The organism is Candidatus Thalassolituus haligoni (assembly GCF_041222825.1).
Classification (GTDB): Bacteria; Pseudomonadota; Gammaproteobacteria; order Pseudomonadales; family Oceanobacteraceae; genus Oceanobacter; species Oceanobacter antarcticus.
This window is the reverse complement of the sequence record NZ_CP139482.1, coordinates 2,032,771-2,052,117: the sequence shown is the minus strand read 5'-3', so window position 1 is coordinate 2,052,117 and position 19,347 is coordinate 2,032,771. Positions and strand designations below refer to the sequence as shown.

At 53.0% G+C, this 19,347-nt stretch carries 14 protein-coding genes and 2 pseudogenes; 9 read left to right on the top strand and 7 right to left on the bottom strand.

Annotation, left to right across the window (positions count from 1 at the left end; all coding sequences use genetic code 11):
• Positions 1-111 precede the first annotated feature (111 nt).
• Together SOJ49_RS09160 and SOJ49_RS09155 are read right to left on the bottom strand one after the other, a co-directional pair.
• Positions 112-1,590 (bottom strand): annotated as a pseudogene (locus SOJ49_RS09160) (DNA translocase FtsK); the annotation flags it as partial.
• An 804-nt stretch (positions 1,591-2,394) separates the two neighbouring features.
• Positions 2,395-2,787, bottom strand: a pseudogene (locus tag SOJ49_RS09155) (DNA translocase FtsK 4TM domain-containing protein); the annotation flags it as partial.
• Between the two features lie 179 nt (positions 2,788-2,966).
• Here SOJ49_RS09155 and aat point away from each other — a divergent pair.
• From aat to infA, 3 genes are all read left to right on the top strand, one after another.
• Positions 2,967-3,710, top strand: a complete 744-nt coding sequence (gene aat, locus SOJ49_RS09150; protein ID WP_369857917.1) for a leucyl/phenylalanyl-tRNA--protein transferase — start codon at positions 2,967-2,969, stop codon at positions 3,708-3,710.
• Positions 3,707-4,408 (top strand): arginyltransferase, encoded by a 702-nt coding sequence (locus SOJ49_RS09145; protein WP_369857916.1) that lies wholly within the window; start codon positions 3,707-3,709, stop codon positions 4,406-4,408. Before aat ends, SOJ49_RS09145 begins: the two co-directional genes overlap by 4 nt.
• Before the next feature lie 66 nt (positions 4,409-4,474).
• Positions 4,475-4,693 (top strand): translation initiation factor IF-1, encoded by a 219-nt coding sequence (gene infA, locus SOJ49_RS09140; RefSeq protein ID WP_028292799.1) that lies wholly within the window; start codon positions 4,475-4,477, stop codon positions 4,691-4,693.
• Between the two features lie 58 nt (positions 4,694-4,751).
• On the opposite strand, the gene clpA is transcribed toward infA, so the two are convergent.
• Together clpA and clpS are read right to left on the bottom strand one after the other, a co-directional pair.
• Positions 4,752-7,016 (bottom strand): ATP-dependent Clp protease ATP-binding subunit ClpA, encoded by a 2,265-nt coding sequence (gene clpA, locus SOJ49_RS09135; RefSeq protein ID WP_369857915.1) that lies wholly within the window; start codon positions 7,014-7,016, stop codon positions 4,752-4,754.
• A gap of 11 nt (positions 7,017-7,027) precedes the next feature.
• Positions 7,028-7,354, bottom strand: a complete 327-nt coding sequence (gene clpS / locus SOJ49_RS09130) for an ATP-dependent Clp protease adapter ClpS (protein ID WP_369857914.1) — start codon at positions 7,352-7,354, stop codon at positions 7,028-7,030.
• 188 nt (positions 7,355-7,542) lie between these two features.
• Here clpS and SOJ49_RS09125 point away from each other — a divergent pair, with 188 nt between their 5' ends.
• Entirely contained in the window at positions 7,543-7,806 is a 264-nt protein-coding gene (locus tag SOJ49_RS09125; protein WP_369857913.1) for a cold shock domain-containing protein, read from the top strand.
• A gap of 167 nt (positions 7,807-7,973) precedes the next feature.
• Here the strand turns inward: SOJ49_RS09125 and SOJ49_RS09120 are convergent, their stop codons facing one another.
• Entirely contained in the window at positions 7,974-10,208 is a 2,235-nt protein-coding gene (locus tag SOJ49_RS09120) for an NADP-dependent isocitrate dehydrogenase (protein WP_369857912.1), read from the bottom strand.
• Between the two features lie 253 nt (positions 10,209-10,461).
• Here SOJ49_RS09120 and SOJ49_RS09115 point away from each other — a divergent pair, with 253 nt between their 5' ends.
• The 5 genes from SOJ49_RS09115 to dusA all read left to right on the top strand — a co-directional run bounded on the left by SOJ49_RS09115 (position 10,462) and on the right by dusA (position 14,405).
• A complete protein-coding gene (locus SOJ49_RS09115) occupies positions 10,462-11,121 on the top strand; it encodes a pseudouridine synthase (protein ID WP_369857911.1) in 660 nt (219 codons plus the stop codon).
• A 102-nt stretch (positions 11,122-11,223) separates the two neighbouring features.
• A complete protein-coding gene (locus SOJ49_RS09110; protein WP_369857910.1) occupies positions 11,224-11,673 on the top strand; it encodes an NUDIX hydrolase in 450 nt (149 codons plus the stop codon).
• A 1-nt stretch (position 11,674) separates the two neighbouring features.
• Entirely contained in the window at positions 11,675-12,796 is a 1,122-nt protein-coding gene (gene mnmA / locus SOJ49_RS09105; protein ID WP_369857909.1) for a tRNA 2-thiouridine(34) synthase MnmA, read from the top strand.
• Positions 12,793-13,428, top strand: coding sequence for a high frequency lysogenization protein HflD (hflD, locus tag SOJ49_RS09100; protein WP_369857908.1), 636 nt, complete (start codon positions 12,793-12,795; stop codon positions 13,426-13,428). Before mnmA ends, hflD begins: the two co-directional genes overlap by 4 nt.
• Positions 13,425-14,405, top strand: a complete 981-nt coding sequence (gene dusA / locus SOJ49_RS09095) for a tRNA dihydrouridine(20/20a) synthase DusA (RefSeq protein WP_369857907.1) — start codon at positions 13,425-13,427, stop codon at positions 14,403-14,405. Before hflD ends, dusA begins: the two co-directional genes overlap by 4 nt.
• 100 nt (positions 14,406-14,505) lie before the next feature.
• On the opposite strand, the gene SOJ49_RS09090 is transcribed toward dusA, so the two are convergent.
• Together SOJ49_RS09090 and SOJ49_RS09085 are read right to left on the bottom strand one after the other, a co-directional pair.
• Positions 14,506-14,829 (bottom strand): rhodanese-like domain-containing protein, encoded by a 324-nt coding sequence (locus SOJ49_RS09090; protein WP_369857906.1) that lies wholly within the window; start codon positions 14,827-14,829, stop codon positions 14,506-14,508.
• An 850-nt stretch (positions 14,830-15,679) separates the two neighbouring features.
• Positions 15,680-19,345, bottom strand: coding sequence for an ATP-binding protein (locus tag SOJ49_RS09085; RefSeq protein WP_369857905.1), 3,666 nt, complete (start codon positions 19,343-19,345; stop codon positions 15,680-15,682).
• Between the last annotated feature and the right edge of the window lie 2 nt (positions 19,346-19,347).

Here is a 19,347-nt window from a genome sequence, read left to right as displayed (position 1 = left end):
GAATTTGTAACAACACCAGGGGGCGCTCTCAATGATTTGCCACAGCCTGTCAGCAGGATCGGTTTAATATTTGAGAACGTCACCGAAGTAACTTGTTGCTTTTGAGATTCATTAAAAAGGCCGATCCGGCGGCGCAGCAGCCATGACTTCACGACTGCCGTTATGGGCCGGAGGGCTCACCACTCCGGCAGCTTCCATCGCTTCAACCAGGCGCGCCGCGCGGTTGTAACCAATACGCAATTTGCGCTGTACCGATGAGGTTGAACATTTACCCGATTCCGTCACGAAGGCGACGGCCTGATCAAACAGCTCATCCTGTTCGTCGCCGCCTTCTCCAGCGGCCAGGACGGACTGTGATTCCTCCGACATCTGGGTAATTTCCTCCAGATAATCTGGTTCACCACGCAACTTCCACTCTGCCACAACCCGGTGCACCTCATCATCATCGACAAAGGCACCGTGTATCCGTTCCGGCAAAGCCAGCCCCGGTGGCATAAACAACATATCGCCATGGCCCAGCAGTTGCTCTGCCCCGCCCTGATCCAGAATGGTTCTGGAATCGATGCGGGAAGATACCTGGAAGGCAATACGTGTCGGAACGTTGGCTTTGATCAACCCGGTAATCACATCGACCGACGGCCGTTGCGTTGCCAGTATCATATGAATGCCTGCGGCACGAGCTTTCTGGGCGATGCGGGCAATCAGCTCTTCAACCTTTTTGCCCACCATCATCATCATGTCAGCGAATTCGTCGATCACGATCACAATATAAGGCAAGGGTTCCATCATTCGTGGCGTCGTGTCGTACGACTGCGAAATATCCCAAAGCGGATCCAGTAGCGGCTCACCGGCTGCAATCGCATCACGTACTTTCTTGTTGTAGCCCGCCAGGTTACGCACACCCATGGTCGCCATTAGCTGATAGCGCCGCTCCATTTCGGCCACGGACCAACGCAAGCCATTAGCCGCCTCTTTCATATCGGTAATAACCGGCGTCAGCAGATGTGGAATCCCCTCATAAACAGACAATTCCAGCATCTTGGGGTCAACCATGATCAGGCGCAGCTCTTCCGGTGTGGCTTTGAAGAGCATGCTCAGGATCATGGCATTGATGCCCACCGACTTACCCGAACCGGTAGTACCTGCCACCAGAAGGTGAGGCATTTTCGCCAGATCCGCCACAATCGAGTTACCGCCAATGTCATGCCCGAGCGCCAGTGTTAATGGCGATTTTGATTTGTCGAATTCGTTGGAAGACAGGACTTCGGAAAATGACACGATCGCGCGATTTTCGTTGGGAACCTCGATCCCCATGACCGATTTCCCGGGAATCACCTCCACCACTCGAACACTGATCATTGCCATGGAGCGGGCCAGGTCTTTTGCCAGGTTGGTAATTTTGCTTGCCTTGACCCCAGGCGCTGGCTGGATTTCAAAGCGCGTAATCACCGGCCCGGGCGCAACGGCAACCACAGCAATCTTGACGCCAAAGTCTGCCAACTTCTGCACCAGCAACTTCGACATCTCATGTAATCGTTCCGACGAGAAGCCACTTTTCTGATCGGTACGCGGAGGATCCAGTACCGCGATCGAAGGCAAGGGGGATTTTTCCTGGAACAGCGCACCTTGCAAATCGCGCTTGGCTCGTTCGCTAACCCCCGTGTCTTTTTTTTCCAGCGGCTGAATGGGAATCACCTTGTCTTCTGCAACAACACTCGCCGGTTTGGCTGCAGCATTCACCCGACTTGCTTCCTCCGGGTTGCGGGATGTTGCTGCAGCCGCTGGTGCAGCGGGTACACGCGGCGAAGGTGTCGAGGTGTCTGGCTCGGTCAACCATGGAATATCCGCATCATCCTCTTGCGGCAACGATGGACGACGGTTCGATCCTGCTGTTGCCGCAACAACTGGCTCCGGCGCTACCGCTACCAGCGGCATTTCAGACGCGGCAGAAAAAATATTATCATCGGCATCATCGTCAGCAACAGCAGAGGGAAATACATCCAGCAAACCGGCATCACCCAGCACCGGTTCCGAGCGCCCGCCACTTCGCGCCGCAGCAGTGGCCATATCGGCTTTCCGCTCTGGATCGACCTCACCAGCGTTGACCGGCTCGTCGTTACCCGCGCCCTTTTTCTTACCGATACCCAAGCGTGACCAGAACCCGGCTGCTGGGCTATCAACATCCATATCATTGCCCTGCGCATCCAGTAAATTGACATCATCACTGTCATTGTCGCTCGAGCCTAACACTGCAGCTGGCATCGAATGATCTTGCCAGTCACTAACCGCCAGATCAGACTTTTTCCTGCGGGAGAACAAGGCCAGCAGTGCTCCGCCAATCCGGTCAAATAACCCCAGCCACGAAAATTCGAGGAACAGCATCAACCCCAACGCCAAACCCGCTACAAGAATTACAACCGAGCCAGAAAAGCCAAACAGCGGTGAAAGAAAGCCAAAAACCGTTACTCCCAGGACACCACCAGAACCAACTGGCAACTCCTGCCCGAGCCAGATACTCAGGTGCGCCAGTGAACACAAAGCGGACAGCGTCAGGACAATACCGAAGCCCCGTAACAACCAAATGACCCAGCCCGCTCGATCCGGCTTACGGAACAGCAACCAGAGCTTCGCCAGTAGTAAAGCGGGCAAACCATAGGCAAGATAGCCGAAGCCATGAAACAGAATATCGGCAACAATGGCACCTACTTTCCCGACGGCATTATGCGCAGGCCCGGAGCCACTGGCAGACCAGCCCTGATCTGATGGAGAATAGCTGGACAACGCCATTAACAGCAGCAAACAGGCCAGCGTCAGCAGCAAAAACAAGGCATCCTGACGACGGCTCCATACGGCTGCAGCCTGAGCTCCGGAATTAGCATCAACGGCATCGGCCATTTCCGGTGTATCCTTAGACAAATCAATACCCTGCGACATCAATAAAGACCTGAGTTTACCACGGCTAAAACATGATTGATTGGTTGGATGAATGCGCTGATCCGCAATTTCCGGATACATCGAACGCTTTGAACGATCCCAATGGATTGTTGGCTGCCGGAGGAAAAATAACCCCTCTGTGGCTACATCATGCCTATTCCAGAGGTATATTCCCGTGGCATGGCCATGACGAGCCTCGCTTGTGGTGGACACCAGCGCCCCGAGCCGTCATTTTGGCGGACACTTTTCGTATTCCGCGCACCATTCGCAAAGAACTGAAACGCAGCCCACTGAGCTTTACCAGCAACCTGGCCTTCAGGCAGGTAATGGCCGCTTGCGCAGAAACCCACGCCAAACATTCAGGCACCTGGATCCAGCCAGAAATGATCGATGAATACCATCGCCTGGCTGCTGCCGGTTTTGCCTTGAGCGTTGAATGCTGGAACAACAAAGGTGATCTGGTTGGTGGTTTTTATGGCATCCGGATTGGCGTGGCCTTTTTTGGTGAATCGATGTTTTCCCGCCAACCCAACACCGCAAAATTGGCATTTGCCTGTGCTGCACCACAACTAATAGATAACGGTATAAAAATAATCGATTGCCAAATGCATACCGAGCACCTGGCCAGATTCGGCATTGTCACTCTCAGCCGCCGTCAGTTCGAAAGCCACCTGCACCAGGCGATTCAACGTATACCTACCAGACCTTTGTTGCCAACTTGGCTAAATAAGCCAGCAACAACCGGCTCCACCAGCCCTTCGGAGGTGCCACAGTGACCCGAATCATGCTACTCAAACCACAATCAACTCACCCCTGTGGTTATCTGACCAATCAGGAATCCGTCAGCCTGTATGTCGATCCCAAGATAGTTCCGGATGAATTCCTGCTCAGCCAACTCAACCTGAACGGCTTCCGCCGCAGTGGTCGCAGCCTCTATCGACCGGACTGCCCAAACTGTAACGCCTGCACGTCGGTGCGCATCCCGGTTGATCGATTTTCACCCAAACGTCGTTTCCGCAAAGTATTACAACGCCTGAAGCACTGGCAACTCAGTGTAGAAACACCTGCGATGAATTTGTACCCGGATTACGCAGCCTACATTGATGCACGCCATGCCGACGGCAGTATGTATCCGCCATCAAAAGAACAATTTAACGACTTCCTCGTCAACGGCTTCAACAATCATTTTTTCCTAGTTGCCAGAGAAAACGGCCACTTCAGGGCCTGCCTGGTATTTGATGTGTTTATGGATGGTTTATCATCTGTTTATTGTTTTTATGACCCGGCACTGACCCGCGAGTCACCAGGTACCTTTATGATCCTGCAACTGACCCGACTGACGGCAGCACTGAAATTGCCGCATCATTACCTGGGATACTGGGTGCCTGGCTGTACCAAAATGGAATACAAAACCGACTTCCAGCCACTGGAACAGTTCGTTAGTGGCAATTGGTGTAGTTATTCTGTCGTATAACTTTGATTATTGAAGGGAATTAGGGCAGAATGCGCCCGCTCTGTATATTCTCTAAACAGGTGATGAATGGCGAAAGACGATCATATTGAAATGGAAGGTGAGGTTATAGACACTCTGCCTAATACCATGTTCCGCGTAAAACTTGAAAACGGTCACGTGGTTACGGCTCACATTTCCGGAAAGATGCGCAAGAACTACATCCGCATCCTGACTGGCGACAAGGTCAAGGTTGAGCTGACTCCCTACGACCTTAGTAAAGGCCGAATTACCTATCGCGCCCGTTAATCGGTAGCGATATCTGTGCCCCTGCCTTAACAGGCAGGGGCACAGACTACCCCCCTCTTCAGGCAGGCACCTCTTCAGGCACGACAATCACTAACTCGCCGTCTTCGACCTGAACCAGTACATCCCCACCACGCGCCAATTCTCCGAACAGAATCTTTTCTGCCAACGGCTTCTTGACCTTTTCCTGCACCAGACGACCCATTGGGCGAGCACCCATTTTTTCGTCATAGCCATGCTCTGCCAGCCAGAAACGTGCATCATCATCGATATGCAACATCACGCGCTTGTCATCCAACTGCCCCTGCAACTCAGCCAGGAACTTGTCGACCACATTCAGAATCGTGTCTCGACCCAACGCCGCAAACTGCACGGTCGCATCCAGACGATTACGGAATTCTGGCGTAAAGAACTTTTTCAATTCTTCCGCACCATCAACCGTATGATCCTGGTGGGTAAAGCCGATACTGGCGCGACTCATGCGCTCAGCGCCCGCATTAGTGGTCATGATCAGAATTACGTTACGGAAGTCAGTCTTGCGACCATTGTTATCCGTCAGCGTGCCATGATCCATCACCTGCAACAGAATATTAAAGACCTCTGGATGCGCCTTTTCGATCTCGTCCAGCAACAAGACACAGTGTGGCGTCTTGTTAACCGTTTCCGTCAACAACCCACCTTGATCGTAGCCGACATACCCTGGAGGCGCACCAATCAAGCGTGAAACCGTATGACGTTCCATATACTCGGACATGTCAAACCGGATCAGTTCCATTCCCATCACATTGGCCAACTGACGCGATACTTCGGTTTTACCCACCCCTGTCGGCCCGGCAAACAAAAATGAACCAATCGGTTTTTGCGGTGCACTGAGGCCCGCACGGGACATCTTGATCGCAGTCGACAAGGTCTGAATTGCCTCATTCTGACCAAATACCACCATCTGCAACTTGTCTTCAAGCTTGAACAGCAGCTCTTTGTCATCCGCAGATACTGTTTTGGGCGGAATACGGGCAATTGCCGCAATCACCTGTTCTATCTCGGTGACATTGATCTGCTTCTTGCGCTTGCTGACAGGTAACAGCTGTTGCAACGCCCCCACTTCATCAATCACATCGATCGCCTTGTCTGGCAGATTGCGATCCGTGATGTAACGGTCAGACAGCTCTGCAGCGGCACGCAACGCCTTGTCTGTGTACTTGACGTTGTGGTGATCTTCAAATCTGGATTTCAGCCCCTTGAGGATTTTGTAAGTATCTTCAACGGAGGGCGCAGCCACATCAATTTTCTGAAAACGTCGTGTTAATGCACTGTCTTTTTCAAAAATCCCGCGAAACTCAGTAAACGTCGTCGAACCCACGACGCGAATCTCTCCAGAACTCAGCATTGGCTTCAACAGGTTGCTGGCATCCATGACACCACCCGAAGCGGCACCCGCGCCGATAATGGTATGGATCTCATCAATAAACAAAATGCCGTGAGGCTGGCGCTTGAGTTCTGCCAACAGGGCCTTCAGGCGTTTTTCAAAATCGCCCCGGTATTTGGTGCCAGCAAGCAAGGCCCCCATATCCAGGCTGTAAACCACGGCGTTATTAATCACGTCAGGCACTTCGCCATCGACAATACGTTTGGCCAGACCTTCGACAATCGCCGTTTTCCCGACACCGGAATCTCCTACCAGCAGCGGGTTATTCTTGCGGCGACGGGACAGAATCTGGATCAGTCGGCTAACCTCATGATCACGGCCAATCAGCGGATCAATCTTGCCTTCACGAGCCACCTTGTTGAGATTGGTCGCATACCCTTCCAGCGCATTACTGGCAGATGCTTCGCCATCTTCGTCTGCTGCTTCCGATGCACCGGCTGCGCCGGACTCATCATCCTGACCAGACACCTTGGAAATGCCGTGAGAGATGTAATTGACCACATCAATACGGGCAATATTCTGTTGTTTGAGAAAATAAACCGCCTGACTCTCCTGCTCACTAAAAATAGCAACGAGAACGTTGGCACCGGTAACTTCTGCCTTGCCGGACGACTGCACATGAAATACAGCGCGCTGAAGCACACGCTGAAACCCCAGGGTCGGCTGGGTTTCACGTTCGTCATCGGTATCCGGAATCAGTGGCGTTGTTGCATCCACAAAATCCGTCAGCTCCTTGCGCAAGCGCGGAACATCCGCCCCACAGGCTCCAAGTACGGCTGACGCTGCATCATTGTCGAGCAATGCCAACAATAAATGCTCTACGGTCATAAACTCATGCCGTTTTGAGCGAGCGTCTTTAAAAGCCTCATTCAGAGTAAGCTCTAACTCTTTGTTCAGCATTGATAGTCCCCCTAATCGTCAGCTGGTGCTACCTCGCACAGCAATGGATGCTGGCAATCTCTAGCATATTGATTCACCAACTCAGCTTTAGTTTCAGCAACATCCCGAGTGTAGATGGCACATACTGCACTGCCCCTGGTATGAACTGTCAACATAATCTGTGTGGCCTGCTCTGGACTTCTGTTAAAAAACCGTTGCAGCACGTCGACCACAAATTCCATGGGCGTGTAATCGTCGTTCATCATGATCACACTGTACATAGGGGGTTTCTTGAGGGCAGGTTTGGCATTTTCAACTGCCACCCCGCCTTCGCGATCGTCCCCAGGCTGATTGCTCATGTTTAATTCTAGTTGAGTTTCGGAAGTAAGGTACATAGCACTGATGATCTTGAAATTTGATTTCATGATACCCGTGCAAGCGAGGATGCTCTAGCGGCTTGACGCCTGACACCGCTATCAGTACTGTATTGGCCACGTCGTAATGATTGCTGCACCAACATGCGGGCAAAAAACAAGGAGGTATTGCGATGAAAACCGGAACGGTCAAATGGTTCAACAATGCAAAAGGTTATGGATTTATCCTTGCTGACGACAGCAAAGAAGATCTGTTCGCCCACCACTCCACCATCGTTATGGATGGTTACCGCACTCTCAAGGCCGGCCAGGCCGTACAGTTCGACACCAAACCAAGCGATAAAGGCACCCACGCCATCAACATCCGCGCCCTCGATGACACCCCTAATGACATACCGCTATCTGCAGATGACAATAGTCCGCCTGTATCTGCCTGAACTGGCCCACAGACACCAAGACAGAGACCTAAGCGAGCAAAGCGGACTATCACTGATTTGTTACATTTAGCGAATTATGCATTCCATGCCCAGCCTAAAAATGCGCTGACTTCCAATCAGCAGACATAAAAAAACCGCCTTTCGGCGGTTTTTTTATGTCTGAGCCATTACTTGGCCAAGCCATCCACAATGCTATTCAGCGTCAGACTGGGGCGCATAACAGCCTCAACCAAGGCTTTATTCATTTTGTAGTAACCGCCAATATCAACTGGCTTGCCTTGAACAGCAGCCAACTCAGCAACGATTTTATCTTCACTTTCCGACAGTGCCGCGTAAACAGGCGTAAAGATCGCTTTCAATTCAGTATCTTCATCCTGAGTTGCCAGCGCCTCGGCCCAATACATCGCCAGATAGAAGTGGCTGCCACGGTTATCCAGACCACCCACTTTACGAGCAGGCGACTTGTTTTCAACCAGGAACTTGCCTGTCGCGGCATCCAGCGCCTTGGCCAATACATTGGCTTTTGGCAAGCTGGCGAACTCGGCCAGGTGCTCCAGAGACGCAGCCAGCGCCATAAATTCGCCCAGCGAGTCCCAGCGCAGATAGTTTTCGTTGAGCAGCTGTTCAACGTGCTTTGGTGCAGAGCCACCAGCACCCGTTTCAAACAAGCCACCACCGCTCATCAGCGGCACAATCGACAGCATTTTGGCCGAGGTACCGAGTTCCAGAATCGGGAACAAATCCGTCAGGTAATCACGCAGAACGTTACCGGTGACAGAAACGGTGTTTTCACCCTTCTTCATGCGCGCCAGCGAGAAACGAGTCGCATCGGTAGGCTTCATGATACGAATATCCAGACCGTCAGTATCATACTGTGGCAGATAGGCGTTCACTTTCTTGATCAGCTCAGCATCGTGGGCACGATCAGCATCCAGCCAGAAGATTGTCGGCCAGCCGGTTGCGCGCGCGCGACTAACAGCCAGCTTCACCCAATCCTGGATAGGAGCGTCCTTGGCCTGACACATCCGCCAGATATCGCCAGATTCAACGCTGTGTTCCATCAGAACCGCACCAGAGGCATCAACAACGCGCACAGTGCCAGCGGCAGGAATTTCAAACGTCTTGTCGTGTGAACCGTATTCTTCGGCCTTTTGAGCCATCAGACCGACGTTCGGCACAGTACCCATGGTACGTGGATCGAACGCGCCATTTTCGCGACAAAAGTCGATGGCTTCCTGATAAACACCGGCATAACAACGGTCAGGAATCATTGCCAGAGAATCGTGCAACTTGCCGTCGGCACCCCACATCTGACCGGAAGAACGAATCATCGCTGGCATGGATGCATCCACGATCACATCGTTTGGTACATGCAGGTTAGTGATACCCTTGTCGGAGTTCACCATGGCAAGGTCAGCGCGAGATTGGTACACCGCAGCGATATCAGCTTCGATAGCTTCCCGTTCAGCATCTGGCAGAGACTTGATCTTGGCGTAAACATCGCCCAGACCATTCTTCACATCCACACCCAGCTTTTCGAAAGTGTCGGCGTACTTGGCAAACACATCCTTGTAATAAACAGACACCGCGTGCCCAAACATGATCGGGTCAGACACCTTCATCATGGTGGCTTTCAAGTGCAGTGACAGCAATACGCCCTTATCTTTGGCTTCGATCGCAGCGGCTTCGTAGAATTCGCGCAGCTTGGCAACATCCATACGAGAGGAATCGATTACTTCACCAGCCAGTAACGACAGCTTTTCTTTCAGAACCGTGGTTTCACCCGCCTCGTCCACCAATTCAATACGAACGTCGGTCACTGCAGGAATAGTTACAGACAACTCACTGCCATAGAAATCACCGTCTTGCATATAAGCAACACTGGACTTCGAGTCTTTGCTCCACTCACCCATGGAGTGCGGATTGGCGCGAGCATAAGCTTTGACAGATTCTGGCGCACGACGGTCAGAGTTACCTTCACGCAGCACCGGGTTTACTGCACTGCCTTTGATGCGATCGTAACGAACACGAATGTCTTTTTCTTCATCCGTCTGCGGATTAGCCGGATAGGAAGGCAGCTTGTAACCTTTTGCCTGCAGTTCCTTAACCGTAGCTTCCAGCTGAGGAATCGACGCACTGATGTTTGGCAACTTGATGATATTGGCATCTGGCTGCTTCGCCAGCTCGCCCAGGTAAGCCAGCTCATCCGGCTGACGTTGTTCTTCAGTCAGATATTCCGGGAACTGGGAAATGATGCGGCCAGCAAGAGAGATGTCGCGGGTTTCAACTGTAATGCCAGTCTGCCCGGCAAAAGCCTTAACAATTGGGAGTAAGGAATAGGTCGCGAGTGCCGGGGCCTCATCGGTGTCGGTGTAGATAATGGTAGGATTATTGATAGACATTCTTACTCCTGTTGTATTGTGCTGAAATTGCTATAGCGCTCGGATTCCCTTACAACCACTTTTGGCAGTTATACTTTGGCAGGAACCCGCAGACAAAGATGAAAACGAACGCGGGGATTACCCGAATTCGCCGGAATATCGCCCACTCCGACGATATTCCAATCGTGAAACGGCGCATAATTTGTAGTTTTTCTACAGAAATTGCAAGCTAGACTATCAGTTAGGTAGTTTTCCTACAGAACAATGAGCGCATATGGCCCTGCTTATTCTTGTCAACAAACCTTTTAACGTCTTGTCACAGTTTACCGATACTGAGGGACGAAAAACCCTCGCTACTTTAGTCGACATCCCAAAGGTCTACCCCGCAGGCAGACTGGATTATGACTCCGAAGGCCTGCTACTGCTCACGGATGATGGTCAATTACAGGCCAGAATTGCCAATCCGGCACAAAAAATGGAAAAAACCTATTGGGTACAGGTAGAAGGAATCCCCGACGAAAACAAACTGGAACAACTGCGCCAGGGTATTCTTCTGAAAGACGGGCCAACCCGCCCTGCCTACGCCGAGCAGATTGCAGAACCCCGACTCTGGCCCCGTAACCCGCCTATTCGCCAACGTGCCAACGATGTCACCAGTTGGCTGGAAATACGCATCACCGAAGGCCGCAATCGTCAGGTACGCCGCATGACCGCCCACATAGGCCATCCAACCTTGCGGCTGGTTCGGGCTGCCATAGGCCCCTGGGCACTCGGCACGTTGCCGCCAGGCCAATACCGCAGCGAAACGGTTCATATGCCAGCAACACCGGCACGGCCTGCTCGCGGCAACAGCAACAAGCACAACCGAGCGCACAAACCAGCAAGGAGCAAGCTGAGCAACGCCCACGCACCCAAAGCCAAACGCAAGCCCTGAAACGGAGCAGCGACACCCTGATCACACCACAAAAGCTCAGCAGGTTTTGGGGTTGCCGTCACAATCGTTTATCATTTGCCCTCGCTAACGCCAGGAGCCACCATGCCGAGTCGCTGGACACCCCACGCCACCGTTGCCACCGTTGTTGAGCAGGATCAACGTTTTCTGATGATTGAAGAGATTTGCGCTGGCGAAACGGTGATTAACCAGCCTGCCGGGCATATCGAACAGGGCGAGACCATTATCAATGCCGCCATTCGGGAAACGCTCGAAGAAAGCGGTTGGCAAGTCACCCCCACCGCCCTGATTGGCCTTTACACCTACACAGCTCCCACCAACGGCGTGACTTACCACCGTTACTGCTTCAGCGCCAGCGCCGACCAGTACCTGCCAGACAGCCCCTTGGATGACGGCATCCTTGGCCCCCGCTGGATGACCATTGAAGAACTGCGTAATTGCCCCAATCTTCGTAGCAGCATGGTTCTATCCTGCGTCGAAGATTACCTCGCTGGCAAACTATTTCCGTTAAACGCAATCGTTGAGCACCCGTAAGATGTCAAACCAGAACACCAAAGTCATTGTTGGCATGTCCGGCGGTGTTGACTCATCCGTTTCTGCCTGGCTGCTACTGCAACAAGGCTATCAGGTCGAAGGCCTGTTTATGAAAAACTGGGATGAAGATGACGGCACCGAATACTGCACCGCCAAAGACGACCTGGCTGATGCCCAACAGGTATGTGATGCCCTGGGGATTCATTTGCATCAGGCCAATTTTGCAGCCGAATACTGGGACAACGTCTTCGAATACTTTCTCGCTGAGTACAAGGCTGGGCGCACCCCCAACCCGGATATTCTCTGTAACCGCGAAATCAAGTTCAAAGCCTTTCTCGAATACGCCAAGGTACTGGGTGCCGAGCTGATCGCTACCGGTCACTACGTGCGTCGACGCGACACGGCTACCGGTCAAACCGAATTGCTCAAGGGGCTTGATCCGAATAAGGATCAAAGCTACTTCCTGCATGCCGTTGGCGGCACCGAGATAGCCCAGACACTCTTTCCGGTTGGCGAACTGGAAAAACCCGAAGTACGTAAAATTGCCGAAGCCAACGGGCTGGTTACCGCGAACAAGAAAGACTCTACCGGTATCTGCTTTATTGGCGAACGACGCTTTCGCGACTTTCTCAAACAATACCTCCCGGCTCAACCCGGACGCATAGAAACGCCCACAGGAGAGGACATTGGCGAGCACCAGGGGTTGATGTACCACACCCTGGGGCAGCGCCAGGGATTGGGCATTGGCGGGCTTGCCAACCATCCGGATCAGCCCTGGTTTGTGGCAGGCAAGGATCTCGAACGTAATGTACTGATTGCCGTACAAGGCAAAAATCACCCATTACTGTTTACCGACACCCTCACCACCGGCGCTATTTTCTGGGTCAACCAGGAGCCGGAAAACCTGCCACTACGCTGTACCGCCAAGGTGCGTTATCGCCAGGATGACCAGGCTTGTGTGATTGAACGCCAGGACAACCATGGCCAGATCGGCTACCGGGTCGTATTCGACAGCCCACAACGCGCCATCACTCCGGGTCAATCAGTGGTGTTTTATCTTAATGAAACCTGCCTCGGTGGTGGCGTCATCGAAACCACACAAAACAACAGGAAGCCAACATGACCGATCGTCGCCAGCAAGCCATCGCCATTGCCGCCGTCGTTCAGGCGGCCACCCTGGTGGAGCAACTGGCTCGCACCGGAGACATACCGCTCACCGATGCAACCCCCTTGTTGTCCAGCTTGTTTGAGCAAAACCCGGAGTCGTTTGATGCTATCTACGGCGACCCCGGTCACAGCCTGAACCTGGGTATCAACACCCTGTTGACCCTGGCTTCCGGCAAGGGCGGCGGCCTCAGCCCGGACATCACCCGCTATACCGTGGCCATCCTGCACCTTGAAAGCAAATTACGCCGCAATCAAAACATGATTACTGCCCTTGGCAATGGCATTCAGCAAGCTTCCCGCCAGGTGGAGCACTTTTCCATCAGCCACGAAAACACCATTGCTGCTCTGGCCGAACTCTACAAACAGACATTGAGCAACCTCAGCTTTCGCATTCACGTTACCGGCAACCCGACTCACCTGCAAAACGAACACACCGCCAACCGGGTGCGTGCATTACTGCTGTCCGGCATCCGCGCCGCCATTCTCTGGCGTCAGGTTGGCGGACGCCGTTGGCATCTGCTATTACGTCGCAAGCAATACCTCAACGCATTGGAACAGTTAGCGCGGCCAGAGGGTGACAACCAATGACCGCACTGAATCGCCGTTTCAGTACTGCGCCGATGATGGATTGGAGTGATTCTCATTGCCGTTTTTTTTGGCGGCAGCTATCCCGCCAGGCGCTGCTGTACACCGAAATGGTGACAACCGGTGCCCTGATTCATGGCAATCGTGAGCGCTTTTTGCAATACCACGACATTGAACACCCGATTGCCCTGCAGCTGGGCGGCAGCAACCCGGATGAGCTGGCCCAATGTGCCCGTTTCGCCCAGGATTGGGGTTACGACGAGGTCAACCTGAATGTCGGCTGCCCCAGCGACCGGGTACAAAACAACATGATTGGCGCCTGCCTGATGGGTCACCCACCGTTGGTCGCCGACTGCGTCAAAGCCATGCGTGACAGCTGTGATATTCCCGTTACCGTCAAGCATCGCATCGGTATTGATGATCAGGACAGCTACGAACATATGCGCGACTTCGTGGCCACCGTCGCCGAAGCAGGCTGTGAGGTATTTATTGTTCACGCCCGCAAAGCCATCCTGCAGGGACTCTCTCCAAAAGAAAACCGCGAAGTGCCACCGTTGAAGTACGACTACGTCTACCGGCTGAAACAGGAACTCCCGCAGCTGGAAATTCTCCTTAACGGCGGTCTGAAAACCCACGAAGAATCATTACAATGCTTGCAACACCTTGATGGCGTAATGGTCGGCCGGGAGGCCTACCAGAACCCCGGCATTCTACTGGATGTCGATGCGCTCTATTTCGAAAGTGCAGCTGCAGCCCCAAAGCCCCCGGTATCAAAAGCCGATGTGATTCGCCGCCTGTACCCCTACATTGAAGAGCAGTTGGGTAAAGGGGCAACGTTGCACCATATCAGCCGCCATACACTGGGCCTGTTTAATGCTCAGAAAGGCGCACGACTGTATCGCCGCCATCTCAGTGAAAACGCACACAAGAAAGGTGCCGGGCCGGAAGTCATGGAACAGGCGTTGGCGTTTGTCGAATAGCGTTAAGGACAACCAATGACGAAGACAGCTCAGCTTCTGTCATTGGTTGCAAATAAACACTCAACCTTTTGATTTATAAGGACTTACCTAACCAATCCGTTCAAGGTTTGGCGGTCAGCGTGGATTGATACGACCGGGCGCCATCCAGTGTCTTGACGTTTTTGACGTGGGTGAATCCCATCCCCGCCAGGGTTTCAGCAGCAATATCGGCACGCCGACCAGAGCGGCAATACAGCACCACTTCGTCATCCTTCGCCAGATTCAACTTGCCAATTTCTGCGGCTATTTGCTGAAAAGGAATATGTGCAGCGCTTTCAAGATGATCTTGCTGAAATTCCTCATCGGTACGTACATCCACAAACACGGTATCCGCCATCGTCAACGACGCTGTCAGCAGCAGCGGTACAATCAATAATTTTTTCATTGTATTTCCTGCACAAAGTAAGACATATCAATAATTCAAGCATAACTATAAAGGCATAAATAACACAGCCTAAATAGTATTCAACCGTACTTTTTCTTTTACCACAGCGATAGTCTTTAGCACTGCATCTACTGGGCCATGCTTAGGGGACGTTCTCAATTATTTGACACGGGGCCTGTCAGGGGGCTCGGTTTAATCATCGAGAACGCCCCCCTAAACATCTGTCCCCAACAACTGGTGAAACAGCAAGTTCCAGGGTGTTTCGGGTTATATCCCGGCAATGGGCAATAACTCGCAACCAAACCTTAATCATATAATACTCAGCTATGGTAAACTAAAAGGCAGGTCTGAAAACTGCGGCGCTTTATATGATGGCGTCTTAGAATCTGACCACCTCTTTATCATTTTTAACGCAGCAATCTCTACGCACACAGGCTTCAACAGCCCGCCATGACAGCGGTTTATTGTTGAACCAGGCCCATCCAGACTGAACAGGAATCATCATGCCCAAACCCAATTTTCGACTTCAGGCGCATCGTGCTCTTCGAACACCCAGCCTGCCAGCCCCACGCTTTGGCCCTCGCAAGCCCGTCACCAAATTAGTTGCTACAGTACCAGCCAGCCCGGCAGCGACAGATCTGACCGCTATAAAAACCAGCAAGATCTCCGACACTCAGCATTAATCAGGGTGTTAAAGCCCTTTCAGGCAAGCGCCAAAACAAACCAACTCCGCAACAACCCAACCCGTAACAACCCAACCCGCAACAACCCAACCCGCAACAACCCGAGATCGGATTGACACTGCGCCACGAGCAATCGTGGCGGAACCGACGGGTACGTCAAGCCAGATTCAATCTGAGAATCCGGCCATAAAATCCAGCCCCGCCTGGTGACGAATGGTCTTGCGATGATTAGCCCACAATTCTTTCACCCGCTGCTGATGACACTGCTGACGGTCCACCAACACTCGGGTCTGTAGCTGCCCCGCCCTTTGTCCCGCCATTAACGGAATCTTGCTGAATACAAACTGATTCGAAATCATGTCCATAAATGGGCCGGATTTACTGGTTGGCATAATAAACAGCAGCTGCAAGCCGAGACTTTCGGTGAGGTAGTTGATTACTTCCTTGGAGCGGGTCTCGTCCATTTTCGAAAAAGCCTCGTCCACCAGCACCATACGTAAATGCGTGTCACCGTCGTTAAAACGGAAGGCCGAAGTGATCGCCGCTGAGCGGATAATATAAGCGGGCGTTTCGAGCTGACCACCAGAGCCGGTACCGTACTGACTCAGGGCGATAGGTTCCTTGTTGGCAGGCTGTTTGTAAATTTCATAGCTGCGATAATTGCGGTAGTCCGAGATCCTTTCCAGCTCCCGCATCGCGTGCTGTTCGTCGTCGTCCAGCAGCATGGCCATCAACTGATCACGCACCCGTAACGCCGATTTCGGCAAGTCTGCATCAAACAGCGTCGCCCCCTCTCCCAGGGTTGGATTTTTGATCACTTCTTCAAAAAACTGCCAGTATGCCTTGTATTCCGGCACCCACTCCCAGTCAAACCAGTAACATTCCTGGTCGGCACCAAAACGATGGTGTGCCAACTCCTTGTTCAGGTCTTCCAGTACCCGTTTGCCATCGTTAATGGACTGATAGATTGAATGACAAAGATTGCTGACAAATGCATTATTGAAACTTTCCCGCAAGGTCGATAATTGCTGCTGCTTCGCCACCAGAATATTGTTTTTGAGGCGATTATGAATACGATCAATCTCCCGCAATAACTCACACAACGACTTGAAGAAGCCATCGCTGTGTTCCTGGCGATAATCCGGGTTATAAACAATGGCATCAAGGGTCTGGCAGTTAAGGTTGTGCTCGGCAATTTGACGTTCAACGTCATAGGCGGATCCGTTCAGTTGCTGCAACAACTCCCGCGCCTGCGCTTCAATACCATCGACCAATACCCTGCCAGCGTCACTGTCAGCCTGTTCCAGCACCTGCTCTACGTCCATCTCCGGCCACAAGGCGCTGACCCGACGCAATGCGACTTCGGCACGCTCCGCCTGGTCACTGGTGACCTCCTGGCGGGCACTGAGACTCTTGCACGTCGCTTCACTGTCTTTCAGCTGCTGGGTCAAACGCCCCAGAGAGCCATCAAGATCACGGATACGAACATCCTGTGCTTCGGCCTTTTGCTGCAGCTGTTCAAACTCCGTCTCTACATCAGCAAAATCGGTCAGATCAACCCGCTCCAGCAACTGCTCGGCTTGCTGGAGCTGATAGTGGGTATCAACCATCTCTTTCATCAGGTCGGCAAACGACACAGGGCGCAGCAGGTTGATGGCATCAAGTAGCTGTAGCGACTCTTGCCAACTGGCCTGAGCCTCATTGGCCTGATCAAGCAGCCCCGTCAGCTCCTGTTGCTTGGCCGCCAGCGCCCGATCTCTTGCCCCGACACCAAAGACCAGTTCGGCATCATCCAGATCACAGCGGTAAATCGAATAGGCACCGGAACCCAGCCCTTCACGCGTCACACCGCGACGGGTGCGCCGCAATGCCTCACTGTCGGGCACTTGCTCTACCATGCCATAGCTGGCTTGCAGATACGCTTTGGCGGTGGCGTGTTCAAACGTCATCAGCTGAATAATGGAATTGGACGGCAAGGTCAGCCGCTCGCAGTCCTTGCGCGCCTTTTCACCTTGCACCACACGGGCACGACTGCCGCCTGGAATACTGCGCACCAGCTGCGCCGCCTCGGCTTCAAACTCGCGCTCAACAATGATGGAGAAGCGTGCACCACCGATATAACCCTCAATAGCGCTTTGCCATTGTGAGTCCGAAACCTCGACGTAATCGGCCAGCACCCTTGGATCCGCCTGCGGACATTCGCGCCGGATCAGCTCCAGTGCCTGACGGACGAAGCCGGGATAATTTAATTGACGAGTTTCCAGACTGTCGATATCGGCCTGCTTCTGGCTGATCCGATGCTGCAGCTGTTGCAGCTTCTGTTCACGACGGTCTGCCAACCGCGACACTTGATCGCGAATACTCTGGCCTGAACGTTCCAGCGACTCATCAAGAAAGCGCTGACGCCAGTCATTCACCAGCCGCTGCCGTTCACGGGCGCGATCCAGATGTTGCTCCAGCGGTGACAGATCGATCCAGTCCTTGCCCAGCAAGCGCTGTAAATCGATGCTACTGTCATCGTTCAGTGCCAGCACGGCCCTGGCCTGACCCATCAGGCTGCGCTCGGCCAGCGACGGAACATCCACGCTGATACTGCTGCGCTGCATGGCGCTATAAACCTGCCCGGTTGCCTTGAATCCGGTTTGTAATTGCTGATCCTGCTCCAGCAGTGGTAACGCTTGCTGCTGTAATGCACGACGGTGCATGGCAATGGCCTGCTCGGCAGCGTCCTTGTCTTGCAAGGCACAGATGCCCAAGCGGCGCGCCTCCATGGCAATCAGCTGTTCACGCAAGGCACGGCGGCGCTCCTGCGCCAGTTCACGCTCCTGCTCGGCCTCTTGCAGGCGTGAGCCTAACTGTTGCTGTTGCTGTTTGGCGCTGAGGTAATCCCGCTGATCGGCCAGAAACCGGCTTTTGACTGCGGTGTATGTTAATACCTGATGTTCCAGCCACTGATCGATATAACGACTCGCAGACACTCGTCCACGATTCAGCCGCTCAATCGTAGCGGCGAGGGATTTTGATTCTGCTTCCATGGCGTGAATGGTTTTCATCAAGTCCGACACGGATCGAATCGCATCGCCGAGATCACGGGCTTCCAGAATTTCGTTGGCAACAAAGCCATTGATGCTCTTGACCGGTTTATAAGCCATAAAGCGCGAGAATGTGCGCGCAGCATTGATAGCCTCGCGCTCGCCAACAGCATCAAAGCGGCCACGCAACGCCCCGTACAAACGCCGCAGATACTGTTTTTTTGTGTCGTATTGTTCGATGTTTAGCGTCGTGGCACTGTCCTTGCCACCGGTAAGGCGATTCCCCAGCCACTGTTTGAGACGGTTTAAGGGCACAACCAGCCGATTGCCATCGAGATCGTCTTGCAGAAAGTCAGACAGCGTCAGCTGCTCACCGGCAACGATGTAAAACTGGATGTCATTCTGACGCGCTATTGGTTGACTGCCCGCTTTGTCGAGGGATGCCGACACGCCAATCACTGCCGTAAAGGCTTCGCCCGGCTCATTGCCGGTCGGATGAAATACCGCTGCCAGATACCCCACCGCACCATCAGGCCTGGCATAGCTGCCGTCATCACAGCCCAACACATAACTGGCCAAGGTGCGGACGTTTTTGCCCCGGCCACGCTGGGTGGCTTCATCCTGACCGGGGTTGTAGTTAAACAGCGTATCGTGGGCAGCAGTCATAATGGTCTGGATCGCATCCGCAGCCGTGGTTTTACCGGAACCGTTACCACCAGAGAGCAGGTTAATCGGGCCAAATTCAAATTCCGTCGCGGGAATATTGCCCCAATTCACATAGATAAACTTTTTCAGAAACATGG

Bases quoted from the DNA above. Each gene is read 5' to 3' on its own strand.
- aat (WP_369857917.1), top strand. From the start codon at position 2,967: ATGATTGATTGGTTGGATGAATGCGCTGATCCGCAATTTCCGGATACA.
- infA (WP_028292799.1), top strand. From the start codon at position 4,475: ATGGCGAAAGACGATCATATTGAAATGGAAGGTGAGGTTATAGACACT.
- clpA (WP_369857915.1), bottom strand. From the start codon at position 7,016: ATGCTGAACAAAGAGTTAGAGCTTACTCTGAATGAGGCTTTTAAAGAC.
- clpS (WP_369857914.1), bottom strand. From the start codon at position 7,354: ATGAGCAATCAGCCTGGGGACGATCGCGAAGGCGGGGTGGCAGTTGAA.
- SOJ49_RS09125 (WP_369857913.1), top strand. From the start codon at position 7,543: ATGAAAACCGGAACGGTCAAATGGTTCAACAATGCAAAAGGTTATGGA.
- SOJ49_RS09120 (WP_369857912.1), bottom strand. From the start codon at position 10,208: ATGTCTATCAATAATCCTACCATTATCTACACCGACACCGATGAGGCC.
- SOJ49_RS09115 (WP_369857911.1), top strand. From the start codon at position 10,462: ATGGCCCTGCTTATTCTTGTCAACAAACCTTTTAACGTCTTGTCACAG.
- SOJ49_RS09110 (WP_369857910.1), top strand. From the start codon at position 11,224: ATGCCGAGTCGCTGGACACCCCACGCCACCGTTGCCACCGTTGTTGAG.
- mnmA (WP_369857909.1), top strand. From the start codon at position 11,675: ATGTCAAACCAGAACACCAAAGTCATTGTTGGCATGTCCGGCGGTGTT.
- hflD (WP_369857908.1), top strand. From the start codon at position 12,793: ATGACCGATCGTCGCCAGCAAGCCATCGCCATTGCCGCCGTCGTTCAG.
- dusA (WP_369857907.1), top strand. From the start codon at position 13,425: ATGACCGCACTGAATCGCCGTTTCAGTACTGCGCCGATGATGGATTGG.
- SOJ49_RS09090 (WP_369857906.1), bottom strand. From the start codon at position 14,829: ATGAAAAAATTATTGATTGTACCGCTGCTGCTGACAGCGTCGTTGACG.
- SOJ49_RS09085 (WP_369857905.1), bottom strand. From the start codon at position 19,345: ATGTTTCTGAAAAAGTTTATCTATGTGAATTGGGGCAATATTCCCGCG.